This window comes from Bacteroides muris (ex Afrizal et al. 2022) (genome assembly GCF_004793475.1).
Classification (GTDB): domain Bacteria; phylum Bacteroidota; class Bacteroidia; order Bacteroidales; family Bacteroidaceae; genus Bacteroides; species Bacteroides muris.
Genome location: NZ_SRYZ01000002.1, coordinates 44,294 through 59,997, shown reverse-complemented (window position 1 = coordinate 59,997; position 15,704 = coordinate 44,294). Strand labels below are relative to the sequence as shown.

Genomic DNA, 15,704 nt, shown 5'->3' with positions numbered 1-15,704 from the left:
CTCCTCTCACTTTTAAATAGTCAAGTCCTGCTCTTCCTTCATTTTCAATCCGATGGCGAATACTTCGCCTACAATCAGCGAACACAATCCCAGCACCAGCATAGTTCCACCGAGGATGCCCGAGAGCTCCAATGTATATCCACGCAGCGAGAACACCTCACCGACATTGTAGAGGGTGATATAAGCAACCGAAAAAGAGCAGCAGAAACTGATAATCAAAGCCAGCCCCAAACGGCGCAGACGGCGTACATTCTTCCAATTGAAGATATCTGATTTATTTATGGAAATAATCAGCCGGACAAACAGTACAATGGCCCAGATATAGACACCTATCTGCAAAAAGGTCAGCAACTTACTTGCAATCTGTTCCCAAAGGGCAGGATGGTCGTCAATGCTCACCACCATGGAAGAGTAGCTGGCAGGCACATACTTTCCGGTCTTCTCATTGTATACAGAATCCGAAAAAAGTTCGCCTCCCTTCATTGTAAAGCTATGTGATTCCAAGCTTATATACTTCATATGCATCAGCTTCTGCCGCAACGCATGGGTATCTTCCTTTTCCGCCACAGATTCCACACCCAGTTTGGCCCCTATAAAGAAGAAATAGCCCGCTTCCAATACCGAGTAACTCAGTACAAATATTACCATCAGGCAGAGGATATTCAATCTTCTTTTCATAATTCAGTTGTTGTTGTATTAGTATCAGATATATTATATTTATTCAGTTGTTTCAAGGAGAGTAGAAGCAACAATATGAAAACCACTGCCCCAACCAGTACATACGGGTTACTCAGCAGATGTGTCATATCCTCCATTTCAGGATGTTTCAGGCTCAGATAGACAGACAAGCCATTGTTCATGATGTGTATCAGAATACATGCTATCAGACTCCGTGTCTTATAATAAAGCCAGGCAAGCAAGAAACCGATGAGGCAAGCACCTATTATCTGAGCCGGATTCAGATGGAAAATACCGAATATCAATCCGGAAAACAAGATAGCCTTTGCCGGACTGTATCTGCGAAGCAGCTCCTTGGTAATGGCACCACGGAAAAGAAGTTCTTCCAGCACGGGCCCCAGAACAGAAATACAGAGAATACCCAACCAACCGGATTGTAGCATGTCAAATGTCTGGTCCAACAAATTGGGCAAGAAAGTGAGTTCGGACATCAGAACAGCTATTATATACATGGAAGCCATTCCGGCAAGCAGGCTCCATGCCAGATAAGGAACCGGCACCGGAGAGTACAGATGCTTGTCCCCCGTCAGGTAGTTCTTGCGCCACAAGTACAACCCCATGAAAACGAAACCCAGCAGCATGGTAGGTGACACAGCAATCTGACCAGCTTTGTCCATGTCGAAAGTTCCATCAGCAAAATACGTATATAGCAGACAGAAAGGTCCTGCAAACAGTGCTCCTACAATCTGCATCAAAAAGTAAATCAATACTAGTTTTATTGCCGTTTTCATTGTTCTATTCGTCTAAAAGTTCGCAAAGATACACATTTTCTCTGTCAATCCGTCAAGCTGTGGCAACAAGTCCCGTCAGCAACGCCATCACCACAGAAAGTGACAATACCAACAGAGTAATACTCATGAATGCTCTTCTCATAACCTAATCCCCTCCCTTGTCTTTATAAAGTTCATTATTTTGTTTTTCGATAATCATTTATCGTTTTTCGATATGCAAATAAAAGACGTTTTCTTGATATGACAAAGAAAAGCAGAAAATATTTATCGAAAAACAATAAAAAAGGCATGTTTTACGATAAACATACAGAAAACAAGAGGATATAAAAAGAAAGCGCAACAAGAAATCTGTTATATAGCACAAACAAATTATTTGTAATACAAACTAAAATCACTATTTTTAAGAAAATTATTAATATTAAATTGTACTATGATGAAAAAAATCAATCTGCAGACTAACAATTGCCTCAATCATGTTGTCAGTACTACTTTGCAACATGTCTATCCCCCATGATTCAAGCCACGAATTAACAAATCTTGCACTTCTCAACATAGAGGCTTTAGCTTCAGGCGAAGCCGAACCTATCAGGTTTAAAAGTTGCTATATGTATACCAGTACTACATTACTACCGGACGAACCGGCAACGTATGTCACAAAATGCGATGGCTGTTGCACCACAAAGGCAACCATGTGCATGTACACCGCCACATGCGCCGGCTCACAAATAATATATTAATAAACATCCATCATGAAAAAACATCTTTATTTACTATCAATCTATACATTGCTCACTGCATGTGCAACGCAAACCAGCATACAAGAGCAGACATTCATACAAAAAATAGAACCATTTCACGAGCAGAAGGTACTTCAAGCAGAAAAAATAAATGTAAATGAAGTGTTTGCCATTGATGGAATAGAAGTCAAGAAGAACAATATATTTGCAACAGATTCAAGAAATAATAATCAGATGTTGTATCAATATTCACTTCCGGAATTCCAGTGTATTTACACAGGAGGAAGCAGGGGAGGAGCAGAAAACGAATTTCAGCTCCCCCCTTCCTTCTGCAAGAGCACTTCGGAAAAGGTCTATATTTTCGGATACAATCCATTTGTTATCAAAAGTTTTACATTAGACGGCAACAACCGACTAACCCTTGAAAAGGAGTTCATATTACCTACCTCTACCCCGACAGCAAACTTTATGAATATAGTCAATGACTCATTATTAATATACAGCACGTTTCCTGACAAGCTCAACATTAAAAAAATCAATCTAATATCCCGGCAACCCACAGGAGAAATTATTATCGGACAAGAGGAACACAAAGAGATATTTTTTGATGAGAACAAGGGATATTTGGCAGCCAATGACTCTCTGATTATTTATGCCTATACCTATAAAAAGCAAATTGACATCTATGGTATAAACGACATGAAGCTCCGCAAAAGACTTATTGGAAACGAAATCCGCCCTCATATCATAATAGGAGATATCAAAGAAACAATATTTCACCAACGAGAAATAGTCGCACGTAAAAATTACTTTTATATACGATGTCCCAGAGAAAAAGAAGGCTGCTTCATAGAAGTATACGACTATTCCGGACGCTCCATCGCCAAATACGAATTGGACATCCTACTATATGCTTTCAGTATTGACGAAGAGCACAGAACCATATACGGCTATAATAATGACATATTTGAAGAAGGCTTCTTAAAGTATACTTATTAAAAGCCGGAAAGTACTTCTTTTATTTCTTCTTCATCCCTACGGATACGGGCCACCAGTTGTTCAACCGTACCAAACTTCAGCTCCGGACGCATGTAGCGAACGAAGGATACCCGTATCGGACTATTATAAATGTCTGCATTGAAATTGAAAATATGGACTTCAATGCTACGGTCTGCCCCATTGGCTAAAGTTGGCCGATAGCCTATACTCAACATTCCTCCGTACCGGACTCCCTCTAAATGCACATGAACAGCATACACTCCATCGGCAGGAATCAGCTTGTCCGAATCGGAAACACGGAGATTAGCCGTAGGGAAACCGATCTTACGCCCCACCTGATAGCCGCCGACAACCGTACCGTCCAAAAAGAAGTCGTATCCCAGATACTCGGCAGCATCCGAAACATTCCCCTTCTGCAACAAACTACGGATAACCGAAGAGCTGACAGTACCCTCCGTCTCAGATGCCTCCTTCCTATAAGAATACGCGCGAGCAAGAAGCACCTCCATACCCAGTTCGCAGCCATAACGCACATAATCCTCAAAACCGTCACTACGGTTATGCCCGAAACGATGGTCGTACCCCACTACCAAAGCTTGTATCTGATAACGCTCCTTCAGTATGGACATAAATTCCCGTGCCGAAAGCCGGGCTATTTCAGGAGTAAAATCAAGCATCATGCAATAATCCACCCCAGTCTTGGCAAGCAGGGAAACTTTCTCATCACAAGTGGTCAATAACTTCGGATGATAATCGGCCTGCATCACTTTACGCGGATGCACCGGGAAAGTCACGACCGATGAAGCAAGGCCACGCCCGGCAGCTACCGCACGCACCTGTTCTATCAGGTAGCGGTGCCCCCGATGTACTCCGTCAAAGAAACCGATAGTGGCTACGTTCGGACGAATGTCAAAGCCCGGAGTCTCACAAAACAACTGCATGTCTCCAGTCCTCATGGGCCTTTGGCGTATAGGTAGAAATACCCAACGCCTCCGCTGTCCGGCAATTGGCCTCAGAATCGTCAATAAAAAGAGTCTCGTTAGGAAGAATACCGGTCTCATCCAGTACTTTCCGGAATATATCGGCATCCGGTTTTGCCATCTTCATCTCATAAGAGAGATAGATATGCTCAAAAAAGTCCTCCGCACAGAAAGCCTTGTAGCGAAACGCGTGCAGGCACGACCATTGCCAATGGATTTCATTGGTGTTGCTCAGCAGATAGACCACATATTTTTTGCGCAGTTCCAACAGTAAATCCAATTTAAAGGTAGGAATACCCACCAAGAAACTGTTCCAGGCGTCATCTATCCGGGTATCAGTCACCGGTTTCCCAATCTTTCCACGAATCACTTCCCGGAACTCCGCACTGGTAATCAATCCTTTTTCATATTTCTGGAAGAAATCCTGTTGGTGGCAGAGGTCCAGCATGACTTCCACGTCCGGCAATCCCAGCTTTCTGAAATTCTCTAAACAGCGCTGGCGGTCCAAATCAATCAGAACTCCGCCAAAATCAATAATGAGGTTCTTGATTCCTTTTCTTTTCATCACCTATTTCTGTGTTAAACGTCGGACAAAACGAACAAGTTCACCTATCCACAAGACAAATGAGGTAGAAACGGCAATCGCCATCCAAGTCATAAAATCGAGCGGCACTGTGCGGAACACAGCTCCACCAAACTGTACAATCAGTATCTGTCCACCCAAAATGGCGAGTATAATCAGTTCCATGCCGTAAGATTTGGAAATGCCCTTGAACGCCGAGTCCGAAGTGCCGAACACACGTGCATTGAACAAATTCCAGAACTGAAGCATAACAAAGAACGTGAAAAACACGGTCAGCCGATAGGTAGTCATACCCCCCTCTTCATTGTTAAACCAGAAGAGCATTCCCATAAGCAATACCAGGAAGGCAAAGCCCATTCCCAGAATGTAATACCTCATGGACTTGGTTATAATGAAATCCGTACTCTTACGTGGCTTTTCCTTCATCACGCTCTCACTGGGCGGAATGGACGCCAGAGCCAGGGCCGCAAACGTATCCATAATCAGGTTTACCCACAACATCTGCGTGACAGTCAAAGGAAGCGTCGTACCCACCAATGAGCCTAGAAGAACGATAAACAAAGCCACAAAATTGATAGTCAGCTGAAAAACAATGAAACGCTGTATATTCTTGTATAAAGAACGTCCCCACATCACAGCCGTACCTATACTGTTGAAGGAGTCATCCAGCAGCGTGATGTCGCTGGCCTCCTTGGCAACGGAAGTTCCGGTACCCATCGAAAGTCCCACTTGCGCATGGTTCAGCGCAGGAGCATCATTCGTACCGTCACCCGTCACAGCCACTACCGCACCTTTCTGCTGCAACAGTTGTACCAGACGCTGCTTGTCTGTGGGGCGTGCACGCGACATTATCTTCAAATCCATCACACGGTCCAATGCCTCCTCATCCGTCAATTCGGCAAATGCAGCTCCCGTAATGCGGTTCTTTTCCGTATCCTCCGGTTTCCACAGACCAATCTGACGTGCTATCTCGGTAGCTGTACCCGGTGTATCTCCCGTCACAATCTTCACTCCGATACCCGCCGACTGGCATTTGGCAACGGCCGCAGGCACATCCGGACGGATAGGATCACTGATGGCAACCACACCGAGGAACGACAAGTCATTTTCAGCAACCAATGACACACAATCAGACGCTTCCGCATCATCCACAATCTTGAATGCAAAGCCAAGTGTACGCATAGCCATATTCTGGTAGTTGAGCAACTGAGCCTCCACTGTAGAACGGTATTCCACCGCATCCACACGCTTGCCATCCAACATGACATCCTTGCATTTGCCCAAAACAATCTCGGGAGCTCCCTTCACATACAGCACCTTCTTCCCAATCAGGGGGGATTGCACCAGGGTAGCCATGAATTTCCTTTCCGTAGAGAAAGTCAGCTGGTCGATAACCGTAGCTTTCTCACGCAGCGCCAGATAGTCGCATCCTTGGCTGTTCAGCCAAAGCAGCAGTGCCACCTCCGTGGGGTTACCCACCCCTTTCGGCTTCTCGCCAGTCACTTCTTCTTCCAGGAAAGCAGTGGAGTTAGCACTGATACCTTCCATCACCAGCTTACTGAGGTCATCATTCCTCAGCTGCCCGTTATTCTTCAAACCATAGAAATTGGGTTCATGCACCTGCATCAGATTTTGGGTCAATGTACCGGTCTTGTCGGTACAAATCACTGTAATGGCTCCCATCGTCTCGCATGCATGCATCTTGCGCACCAGGTTGTTGGTGGAGAGCATGCGGCGCATATTCAACGCCAGACTGAGTGTCACGCTCATCGGCAAGCCTTCGGGCACAGCCACCACAATCAGGGTAACTGCCATCATAAAGTATTGCAAAGTAGCCTGCAAGGCCGGCAGCCAATCACGGAAAGTATAGAATGAAGAAAAGTCATAGACCAGTAACACATCTTTTACAAAGGAAATGAGAAAAGCCAGACCAGCCACGGAAAAACCTATCTTTCCAATCAAGTTAGCCAATTTGGACAACTGGATATTCAACGGAGTAGGCTCCGTATTCTGTTCGGTACTTTGACGTGCCACTTTACCGATTTCCGTAGCATCACCCACAGCCTCCACACGCATGGTGCCATGTCCGTCCACCACCGTTGTACCGCGCAAAATGCGGTTGGAAGCATACGTAGCCTCTTCGTCAAAGTCAGCTTCTACGGTAGTTTTCGTCACTACCGGTTCACCGGTCAGATTCGATTCATTCACTTGCAGGGAAATAGCTTCCAGCAATTCACCGTCTGCCGGAACCTCTTCACCGGTTTCCAGCACCACTATATCACCCACCACTACATCTTTACGGGGAATCTCCTGCACATGTCCGTTACGAATTACTTTCACCAAAGTTTCTTCGTTCACTGCGTTCAGCAGATCAAACTTCTTTCCGGCATCATACTCAAAGAAGAAACCGATACTGGTAGCCAGCAGAATGGCCACTATAATGCCGATAGTCTCGGCATATTCATTCTCTACAATGGAAATAATCAAAGAAAACAGAGCGGCAACCAGCAATACCCTTACTACGGGGTCCTCAAACTTCTCCAGATACAATTTCCATAAGGAAGGCCGTTTAGGAGGCGTCAATAAATTTACTCCATGTTCGTCGCGGCTCTTCCGCACTTGTTCGTCGGTCAGTCCGACATGATAATAATCATCCTTTATTGCAGTCATGCAAGTCTTTTCAGGTTTTAATTTCAAAACGCAAAAGTACAACAATAATCCGGGAAAACAATACCGAAATAATTCTTTCAGAACAGAATCACATGGCCCTTTCATTTTATTGCTCAACAACAAAACAAATAAACCGCGGAAATGTTATTATAAAAGAATCAATAAAAAAGGAAAGTTATGGAAAAGTACATTTGCACCGTATGCGATTACGTCTATGATCCCGAACCGGGAAATCCTGAAAATGGAATAGAACCGGGAACATCTTTCGAAGACCTTCCCGAAGATTGGGTTTGCCCTCTGTGTGGAGTAGGTAAAGAAGAATTTGAGAAAGCGTCCTAAGACGCTTTCTTTTCTTTTATATCGCTGCTGGCTTCCACTACATTCACCACATAGTCGCCCAGCTTTTCGCATTCCGCAATGATGTCCATATAATAGACGCCCATCTGATAATCATATTCCTTGTTGTTCACATCCAGAATATTCTGGTTCTTCAGCTGGTTGCGGTAATTATTGATTTCGTTTTCTACGTTGAAGGATTTATTCACATCAACAATTTGGTTCTCGGGACGTTCCACAACCTTAATCATCTGCGACAAGGCGTCATCCGTCAGTTTCATCATGAAGTGGACATGGCCGTATTGTTTCTCCGTAAAGTCCTTATTGGTCTGCCGCTTCCGGCTGATGGTACGGGCAAGGTTGTAACAACTGTCACCGATACTCTCTATCTCAGTCACCTCGCGCAGCATGGCACGTATCTGCAACTTACTTTCCGAACTCAAGCGTCCTTCCGACACTTGATTCAGGTAGTTGGCTATTTCCAGTTCCATGCTGTCACTGATATTCTCATATTTCTCGATGCGGCTGAACAGTTTGTTGAAGTCATCGTCCTTCTCCGTGTGCAACAAGTCCTTCACCATTCCGAACATGCGGTGTGTACGTTCGGCAAACAAATGGATTTCCTTTCGCGCTTCCAGAATAGAAAGTTCGGCAGTAGAAAGCAACCCTCGGGAGATGAAGCGCAAACGATATTCCTCGTCCGAATCTTTCAGCGGCAACAGCATGCAGACAATCCGCTCGATGGCCTTCACAAACCAGATGAGCAACAACACATTGAACACATTGAACGCCGTATGGAAAGCAGACAGTTCAAAAGCCACACGGGTAGCAGGGTCTGTCTGGTGCATCACATCCGCCACAAACCATGAAACGCAACGGGTGAAGGGGTGGAAAACAACGAGCACCATAATGACACCGAACACATTGAACAGCAAATGGGCCAATGCTGCCCGCCTCGCCTGCGTATTACCGGTCAATGCCGCCAGATTGGCGGTAATCGTCGTACCGATGTTCTGCCCCATGGCAAGTGCCGCACCCAGCTCAAAGCTAATCCATCCGTTAGCACACATGATAAGGGTAATGGCCATGGTGGCTGCCGAAGCCTGTACAATCATTGTGATGACCGCCCCCACCAGCACAAATATCAATATAGAAAGAAAACCAAGGTCAGTCCACTCCTGCACAAAAGCCAGCATCTCCGGATTCTTGCCCAGATCCGGAGAATAGACCTGCAAGTAGGAAAGTCCCATAAAAAGGAATGAAAAACCAAAAATGAATTCACCGATGGACTTCCGGGTACTCTTCTGAGAAAAGAGAAGCGGGATACCTATCGCCAACAGCGGAAGAGCAAAAGCAGCGATATCGACTTTAAACCCGAAAACCGAAATAAGCCATGCAGTGACCGTAGTACCCACGTTAGCTCCCATAATCACACCGATGGACTGGGAGAGAGTAAGCAAACCTGCATTAACGAAACTCACCACCATGACCGTGGTTGCCGAAGAGGATTGGATGAGCGCGGTAATCAAAATACCAGTCAGCACGCCGGTCACCCTATTGGTTGTCATTGCGGTCAGAATCGTCCGCAATCTGTCACCGGCAAATTTTTGCAGCCCCTCACTCATGATTTTCATTCCGTAGAGAAACAATGCCAATGAGCCGAGTAGCTTTAAAAAATCATAAAAAGAATATTCCATCTTTAATTATTTAAGGTGTTTCATTCTTTCATGTGTTATAATGTCCTATATTTAACGTATTAATTCACAAAAACAGAACAATATGGAGCACATGTTACAAATTTGTTGCAAAAATAACAATATTTCCCAGAAGTTCCCTATCGGGAGCTCACTTTTGGATATTTATTCCGGTTTTAATCTTGATTCCCCCTATCAGGTGGTCAGTGCAAAAGTAAACAACCGTTCCGAAGGACTGAGCTTCCGGGTATACAACAATAAGGACGTAGAATTTCTCGACATACGCGATTCCTCAGGCATGCGCACATACGTCCGTTCCCTCTGCTTCATTCTTTATAAAGCAGTCAGCGAACTGTTCCCGGAAGGGAAACTGTTCGTCGAGCATCCGGTATCCAAAGGATATTTCTGCAACTTGCGCATCAGCCGTCCTATCGAGTTGGAAGATGTTACAGCAATCAAGAAACGGATGCAGGAAATCATCGCCGAGGACATCCCCTACCACCGTATCGAATGCCACACCGCTGAAGCTGTGCGCATCTTCAGCGAACGGGGCATGGACGACAAGGTAAAACTGCTGGAAACCTCCGGCTCCCTCTACACCTACTATTACACACTGGGCGATACCATAGACTACTATTACGGCAACCTGCTGCCAAGTACCGGATATGTCTGGCTGTTTGACATCGTGAAATATTACGACGGCCTGCTGCTGCGCATCCCCGACAAGGCAAATCCAAACGTTCTGGAAGAGGTGGTGAAGCAAGAGAAAATGCTCGACGTATTCAAGGAACATCTGCACTGGAACTACATCATGGGACTGAGCAACGTAGGCGATTTCAACATGGCTTGCGAAGAAGGTCATGCCACCGACCTCATTAATGTGGCCGAAGCCCTGCAAGAAAAGAAGATAGCCCAAATAGCCGATGATATTTACCACCGCAGCGAAAACGGGAACCGCGTGAAACTCGTGCTCATCTCCGGTCCCTCATCCTCCGGAAAGACCACCTTCAGCAAGCGCCTCAGCGTACAGTTGATGACCAATGGCCTGCGTCCCTATCCCATCTCGCTGGACAACTACTTCGTGGACCGAGAAAACACCCCCCGCGACGCAAACGGCAATTACGACTACGAATCACTCCACGCCCTCGACCTCGAGCTCTTCAACGCCCAGCTACAGGCACTGCTCCGCGGCGAGGAAGTAGAACTGCCCCGTTTCAATTTCACTCTTGGGAAGAAAGAGTATAAAGGAGATAAACTGCGCATCGACGAACATACCATCCTCATTCTGGAAGGCATCCATGCCCTGAATCCCGAACTAACCCCACAGATTCCCGCCGCCAGCAAATACAAGATTTATGTATCTGCCCTGACCACTATCTCACTGGACGACCACAACTGGATTCCTACTACGGACAACCGTCTGCTACGCCGCATCATCCGCGACTTCAATTACCGCGGCTATTCGGCACAAGAAACCATCTCACGCTGGCCCAGTGTACGTGCCGGCGAAGACAAATGGATATTTCCCTATCAGGAAAACGCCGATGTCATGTTCAACTCTGCCCTATTGTTCGAATTTGCCGTGCTCCGTTGCCATGCCGAACCTATTCTGAGCAGCGTTCCCCGCAACTGTCCGGAATATGCAGAAGCGTACCGGTTACTGAAATTCATCAAATACTTCACTCCCGTACAGGACAAAGAAATTCCACCTACATCCTTATTGAGAGAATTTTTAGGAGGCAGCAGTTTTAAATACTGAGTTTTTATCCTACCTTTGTAGGCCAATAAAAACAAACTTACACATGAAAAAAATAATTTCGATATTTCTGCTGGTTGCCTTATGTATTTGCAGCCAGACTCATGCACAGAGCCGTGCAGACGAACTCATGAAGCAGGCGCAAGAAAGCTTGGAAAAAAAAGAGTATATCAGGGCGCGCTATCTTTTCCTGCAAGCCTACAACTCCTTTTCCACCCACGACAAGTACGAAAAAGCCGTGGAATGCGGCATCAATGCCAGTGCCCTCTATCATCGGGAAAATTATTACAAAGAGGCCTTCGAACTGCTGCGCGGTGCCGAGCAAATGGTGAACAACGGTGAACAGAAGAGCGAAAAGACCATGCCCGACCTACACTTCCGCATCAGCAAAGAACGCCTGCAGATGTACATCAACCTGAAGAATCCGGCACGTGCCAAAGAGCAACTGAGCCGACTGGAGGAAACCGCCAAGGCTTCACGCAACGATTCCCTGAACAACGACCTGCTTTATACGCAGGCCAATTATTATTATACCTTCGGCATGAATGCGCAAGGCGACGCCGCCATCAACCGGTTGATAGGACAATACAAGGAACTGAAAAGCTATGACAAAGTGAACGAGTGCTACAAGACGCTCATCGGCATAGCCCGAAAGGCTAACAACGCCGGACTGGTGGCACGCACCTACGACAAGTATATCCTATGGACCGACTCCGTAAAGGCACTTACGGCACAAGACGAACTGAACGTCCTGAAGCGGAAGTATGACGAAAGCCTAGCCACCATTCAGGAGAAAGACGACTCTCTGAGCGCCAAGCAATACATCATCATCGGTCTCTGCGTATTGGCTGCCATCCTTGCCGCAGTCCTGATATTCGGCACCATCGTATTGTTGCGCTTCATCGTACTTACCCGCAAGCAGAAGAAAACCATCAGCATCGCCAACGAGCACAACGAACTGAAAACAAAATTCATTCAGAACATCTCTGCCCAGATGGAGCCGACACTGGATACACTCGACGCTTCGCTGCCCGGAGTAAAAGCCCTGCATACATTCTCCAACCACATTCAGGAACTGTCCGAACTGGAAAGCACCTTGTCCGAACCTTACGAAATGCAGGAAAAGAACATTTCCACCTTCTGCGAGAGCATCATGGACAAAATTAAGGGAAAGACACAGGAAGACGTCACCCTTGCCGTCAATGCTCCCAAGCTGAATGTTAAAATCAATCCCGAACAATTGGAACGTATCTTGCTCCACCTGTTGGAGAACGCCGCCCAATATACTCCCGCCGGTGGTAAGATATGGCTGGACTTCAAAAAACGCGGTGCGCGCACCCACCAGTTCATCGTCAGTGATACCGGTTGCGGCATTCCCGAAGAGCAACACGAAAATATCTTCAAACCCTTCACCGAAGTGAAGGACCTGACGCAAGGCGACGGCCTGGGACTGCCCATCTGCTCACTGATAGCCACCAAGATGAACGGCAGCCTGACACTGGACAGCGGATACAGCAAGGGAGCACGGTTTATACTGGAGCTACACGCATAAACCATCATTCTCCTATCCATCGGCATTGCAGCCGCAGTGGTAGTAACTTAAAAGGGGTGGAAGCAAGTTTTGTTTCCACCCCTTTTAAGTTACTACCACTGCAATATTGCCACTACAATAAATTAATTCCCTGTTATACTAACTATTAACAACAAGTAGCACTTCTTATTAATTACATGCGAACACGCAACAAATATCTTGCAGACACGTTGTTAATTTCTTCTTTCCACTCCGCAATAATTTGTTGCAAGGGGGCCTCCAAATGCCATACCCGACATCAGCCAGGCAAAGATAATATCGTGTCACCGGCAGGCTGATAAGGACAAGCTAAATAAAAAACATTATTTTTGCATTTCTAAATTGCAAAAGTAATGAGAGCACGGACAGTAGTCCTTATAGCCACACTGACCGCACTATTGGCGGCCTGCACTGAAAGGACAAACTACAATACACTGTTGATACAAGCAGATTCGCTGATGAATTTGCAACCGGACAGCGCACTGCATGCGCTGGAAAGCATACCGACCGGGAGGCTGAATACGGAAACAGACCGCGCCTACCATGCCCTGCTGCTGACACAAGCACGGGACAAGAACTACATCCGGCAGACGGATGATTCGCTGATACAAGTGGCTGTACGATACTATGATTCCATGGGTGATGCAACCATGAAGGCACGGGCATACTATTATTGGGGAAGTGTTTGCAGAGATATGAATAAAATAAAAAAATCCATCTCTAATTTTTTAATAGCCAATATCTTGGCAAAAGAAATAAAAGACATCAGTTTGCAAAGCCGTATCTGCAATAATATAGGTTACTTGTATTATGCGCAAGACTTGAACGAGCAAGCCGACTCCATATATCGGGAAGCGGAACAGATAGCTATCTTATTGGGAGATTCATTGCTCCAAATAGAAGCTTTGTCACAGCAGGGAATGATTCAGATGGAAAAAGGAAAGCCATTCTATCCGAAAGCTGAGAAATTGATGCTGCAAGCACAGTATATGGCTAAAATGACAAACAACAAAACTCTGAACAGAACCATACTGTCTGCACTAAGCACATTGTACTACAGAATGGAGAATGGAAAGAAAGCAGTGGAGTTTGCCAAGCAAAACTTTGCCCTGCAGGAAGATACAACTTTCTGCTACAATGCTTTCTATATATTAGGAAATGCCTATTACGAGAACCGGCAATATGACTCTGCCTCCTTCTATCTAAACAAAGCTCTTCCTGATAAGAGTCATGCCATAAAAGCAGGAGTTTACAAGTTATTATCAGATATAGCAAAAGCTTCCGGAGATTTTAAAACATCATTGGACTTGGAACGAACCGGCTCCATCTACACGGATAGTTTGCGGAACAACCGTAACAGACAAGCCTATTCCGTGATTGATGCCGAAAAGAGTGCCCAGATAGCCCATCAACAGAAGAAACACGATTCAGTCATCAGTAAATATAACGGTCTCCTGCTGTCTGTTGTAGCGGCAGCGTTCTTGGCCTTGTACATGCTGAAAAGATACCGGAGAAGAACCTTCCTTTTGGAGGAAGAAAAGGACAGACTGAAAGAGGTACAAACCGCAATGCAGCAACAAAATGCCAAACTTGAAGAAGAGCAACGGCAGAAAGAAAACAGAATCGCATATTTAGAAAGAGAGTTGGAACAACTGCATTATGATGCAGCGCAGAAAAAGCAATTGTGTAATGAGCTGGAAGCCCTGAACCACGAACGAGTTCTGCTCTTGACAAGCACACAAAAATATTCGGATGTAAAAACCAAGATGAAGCAAATCATCCAAGACTACAAAGACCATGACAGCTCGGAGCTGCACATGGAAAAGGAGGACTGGTTGCAACTGATTGCCGAAACAGACCGACGTTGGAACCAAATCACCTTAAGGCTATGTGCGGATTGCAAACTGCTGCAAGAAGAAATTCACCTCTGCTGTCTATACCTGACCGATTTGCCGGTCAGCTATTTCGGATGTCTGTTGGGCTGCAAACGAGACACCGTCTACAAAAAAGCGAATCGCATTGTTGAGAAGCGGATGGGCTTTCCTCACGGTTCAACTTCTCTGCAAAAGGTGTTGAAGGAACTGTGCGTTAAGACAAATTAACTATTTATACATATATAAGCACCGTTATACAGCACTTTATACATCACTTTATACATGTTTTATACATATCCATAAGCTAAAATAGTCCTATATTTGTGACAACGAAAACAAATAAAACGTATAAATATGAGAAGACTATTATTTATCCTGCTAACAATTTTCTCTCTTGGCAATATAGCAGTACATGCGGAGAAAGTGAATGATTGTATAAAGATTGTTCTCCAACAAACAGTTCCTGGCGACTATATACCACCTATTAATAAAGAAGGAGGTCCTGTAGTCCGTAGCATATATATGCCGATAGTAGATGCTTACCTATATAATAATGTGGTAAATGTCAGCTTCAATGAAAACATTGAGTCTGCCACTATCACTATCACCAACGAAACTACCGGTGAAACGGTCTATTCAGAGACATGTAGTAATCCTGTTACTCTTAATATAGACCTTAACGGTGAGAAGAGCGGAGAATACTCCATTGAAATAGAAACAGATGACATATTCTTGGAAGGCTACTTCAATTTATGATATTTTGTGCACTAAATATAAGCGGAATCGAAAAGCTTTAATAGAGTAGAACTAAATTAATCTTGAACACTATGAATTTTAATGACTTAAAAGCGAAAGCCCTCAATAAAAAACAAATGAGAGCTATCAAAGGTGGTTCTGGTACTTGTGGCTACAAATCTCCAAGTGGTGATGTAGATTGCGGTGTAACCAAAGCTCAAGCTATGCACATGGCTACCGCCGAGGGAAATTGGTGCTGTGATAGCTGCGCTTCAAGTAGCTACTGCGGATAATCCGCAGG

General features: G+C 45.2%; 14 protein-coding genes. 8 read left to right on the top strand and 6 right to left on the bottom strand.

Annotated elements, in window-relative coordinates; all coding sequences use genetic code 11:
* Positions 1 to 12: 12 nt before the first annotated feature.
* On the bottom strand, positions 13 to 678 hold the full coding sequence (locus E5355_RS01330; RefSeq protein ID WP_136008853.1) for a DUF2975 domain-containing protein: 666 nt from the start codon (positions 676 to 678) through the stop codon (positions 13 to 15).
* Positions 675 to 1,469, bottom strand: coding sequence for a CPBP family intramembrane glutamic endopeptidase (locus tag E5355_RS01325; protein WP_136008852.1), 795 nt, complete (start codon positions 1,467 to 1,469; stop codon positions 675 to 677). The genes E5355_RS01330 and E5355_RS01325 overlap by 4 nt, the downstream gene beginning before the upstream one ends.
* A gap of 446 nt (positions 1,470 to 1,915) precedes the next feature.
* Between E5355_RS01325 and E5355_RS20280 the strand changes: the two genes are divergently transcribed.
* Positions 1,916 to 2,206, top strand: a complete 291-nt coding sequence (locus tag E5355_RS20280) for an NVEALA domain-containing protein (RefSeq protein WP_370868435.1) — start codon at positions 1,916 to 1,918, stop codon at positions 2,204 to 2,206.
* A gap of 12 nt (positions 2,207 to 2,218) precedes the next feature.
* Positions 2,219 to 3,205: a hypothetical protein gene (locus E5355_RS01315; RefSeq protein WP_136008850.1), complete on the top strand. Its 987-nt coding sequence runs from the start codon at positions 2,219 to 2,221 to the stop codon at positions 3,203 to 3,205.
* On the opposite strand, the gene E5355_RS01310 is transcribed toward E5355_RS01315, so the two are convergent.
* The 3 genes from E5355_RS01310 to E5355_RS01300 are packed head-to-tail and all read right to left on the bottom strand — an operon-like array spanning position 3,202 to position 7,438.
* Positions 3,202 to 4,146 (bottom strand): bifunctional riboflavin kinase/FAD synthetase, encoded by a 945-nt coding sequence (locus tag E5355_RS01310; RefSeq protein ID WP_136008980.1) that lies wholly within the window; start codon positions 4,144 to 4,146, stop codon positions 3,202 to 3,204. The two genes, E5355_RS01315 and E5355_RS01310, sit on opposite strands and share 4 nt — an antisense overlap.
* Positions 4,130 to 4,750, bottom strand: a complete 621-nt coding sequence (locus E5355_RS01305; RefSeq protein WP_136008849.1) for an HAD family hydrolase — start codon at positions 4,748 to 4,750, stop codon at positions 4,130 to 4,132. The genes E5355_RS01310 and E5355_RS01305 overlap by 17 nt, the downstream gene beginning before the upstream one ends.
* 3 nt (positions 4,751 to 4,753) lie before the next feature.
* Positions 4,754 to 7,438, bottom strand: coding sequence for a calcium-translocating P-type ATPase, PMCA-type (locus E5355_RS01300; protein WP_136008848.1), 2,685 nt, complete (start codon positions 7,436 to 7,438; stop codon positions 4,754 to 4,756).
* A 177-nt stretch (positions 7,439 to 7,615) separates the two neighbouring features.
* On the opposite strand from E5355_RS01300, the gene rd reads away from it, so the two are divergent.
* A complete protein-coding gene (gene rd, locus E5355_RS01295) occupies positions 7,616 to 7,777 on the top strand; it encodes a rubredoxin (protein ID WP_136008847.1) in 162 nt (53 codons plus the stop codon).
* Here the strand turns inward: rd and E5355_RS01290 are convergent.
* Positions 7,774 to 9,471 carry a Na/Pi cotransporter family protein gene (locus E5355_RS01290; RefSeq protein ID WP_136008846.1) on the bottom strand — a complete coding sequence of 566 codons (1,698 nt, stop codon included), beginning with the start codon at positions 9,469 to 9,471 and terminating at the stop codon, positions 7,774 to 7,776. The two genes, rd and E5355_RS01290, sit on opposite strands and share 4 nt — an antisense overlap.
* Positions 9,472 to 9,553: 82 nt before the next feature.
* On the opposite strand from E5355_RS01290, the gene E5355_RS01285 reads away from it, so the two are divergent.
* The 5 genes from E5355_RS01285 to E5355_RS01265 all read left to right on the top strand — a co-directional run bounded on the left by E5355_RS01285 (position 9,554) and on the right by E5355_RS01265 (position 15,696).
* The gene (locus tag E5355_RS01285) at positions 9,554 to 11,227 is read left to right on the top strand and encodes a nucleoside kinase (RefSeq protein ID WP_136008845.1); all 1,674 of its coding nucleotides are present in this window, start codon (positions 9,554 to 9,556) and stop codon (positions 11,225 to 11,227) included.
* A 43-nt stretch (positions 11,228 to 11,270) separates the two neighbouring features.
* The gene (locus tag E5355_RS01280; RefSeq protein WP_136008844.1) at positions 11,271 to 12,776 is read left to right on the top strand and encodes a sensor histidine kinase; all 1,506 of its coding nucleotides are present in this window, start codon (positions 11,271 to 11,273) and stop codon (positions 12,774 to 12,776) included.
* A 371-nt stretch (positions 12,777 to 13,147) separates the two neighbouring features.
* Entirely contained in the window at positions 13,148 to 14,896 is a 1,749-nt protein-coding gene (locus tag E5355_RS01275; protein WP_136008843.1) for a hypothetical protein, read from the top strand.
* A gap of 126 nt (positions 14,897 to 15,022) precedes the next feature.
* Positions 15,023 to 15,424: a DUF3244 domain-containing protein gene (locus tag E5355_RS01270; RefSeq protein WP_016272097.1), complete on the top strand. Its 402-nt coding sequence runs from the start codon at positions 15,023 to 15,025 to the stop codon at positions 15,422 to 15,424.
* A 71-nt stretch (positions 15,425 to 15,495) separates the two neighbouring features.
* Positions 15,496 to 15,696, top strand: a complete 201-nt coding sequence (locus E5355_RS01265) for a TIGR04149 family rSAM-modified RiPP (protein ID WP_136008842.1) — start codon at positions 15,496 to 15,498, stop codon at positions 15,694 to 15,696.
* Positions 15,697 to 15,704: the final 8 nt, after the last annotated feature.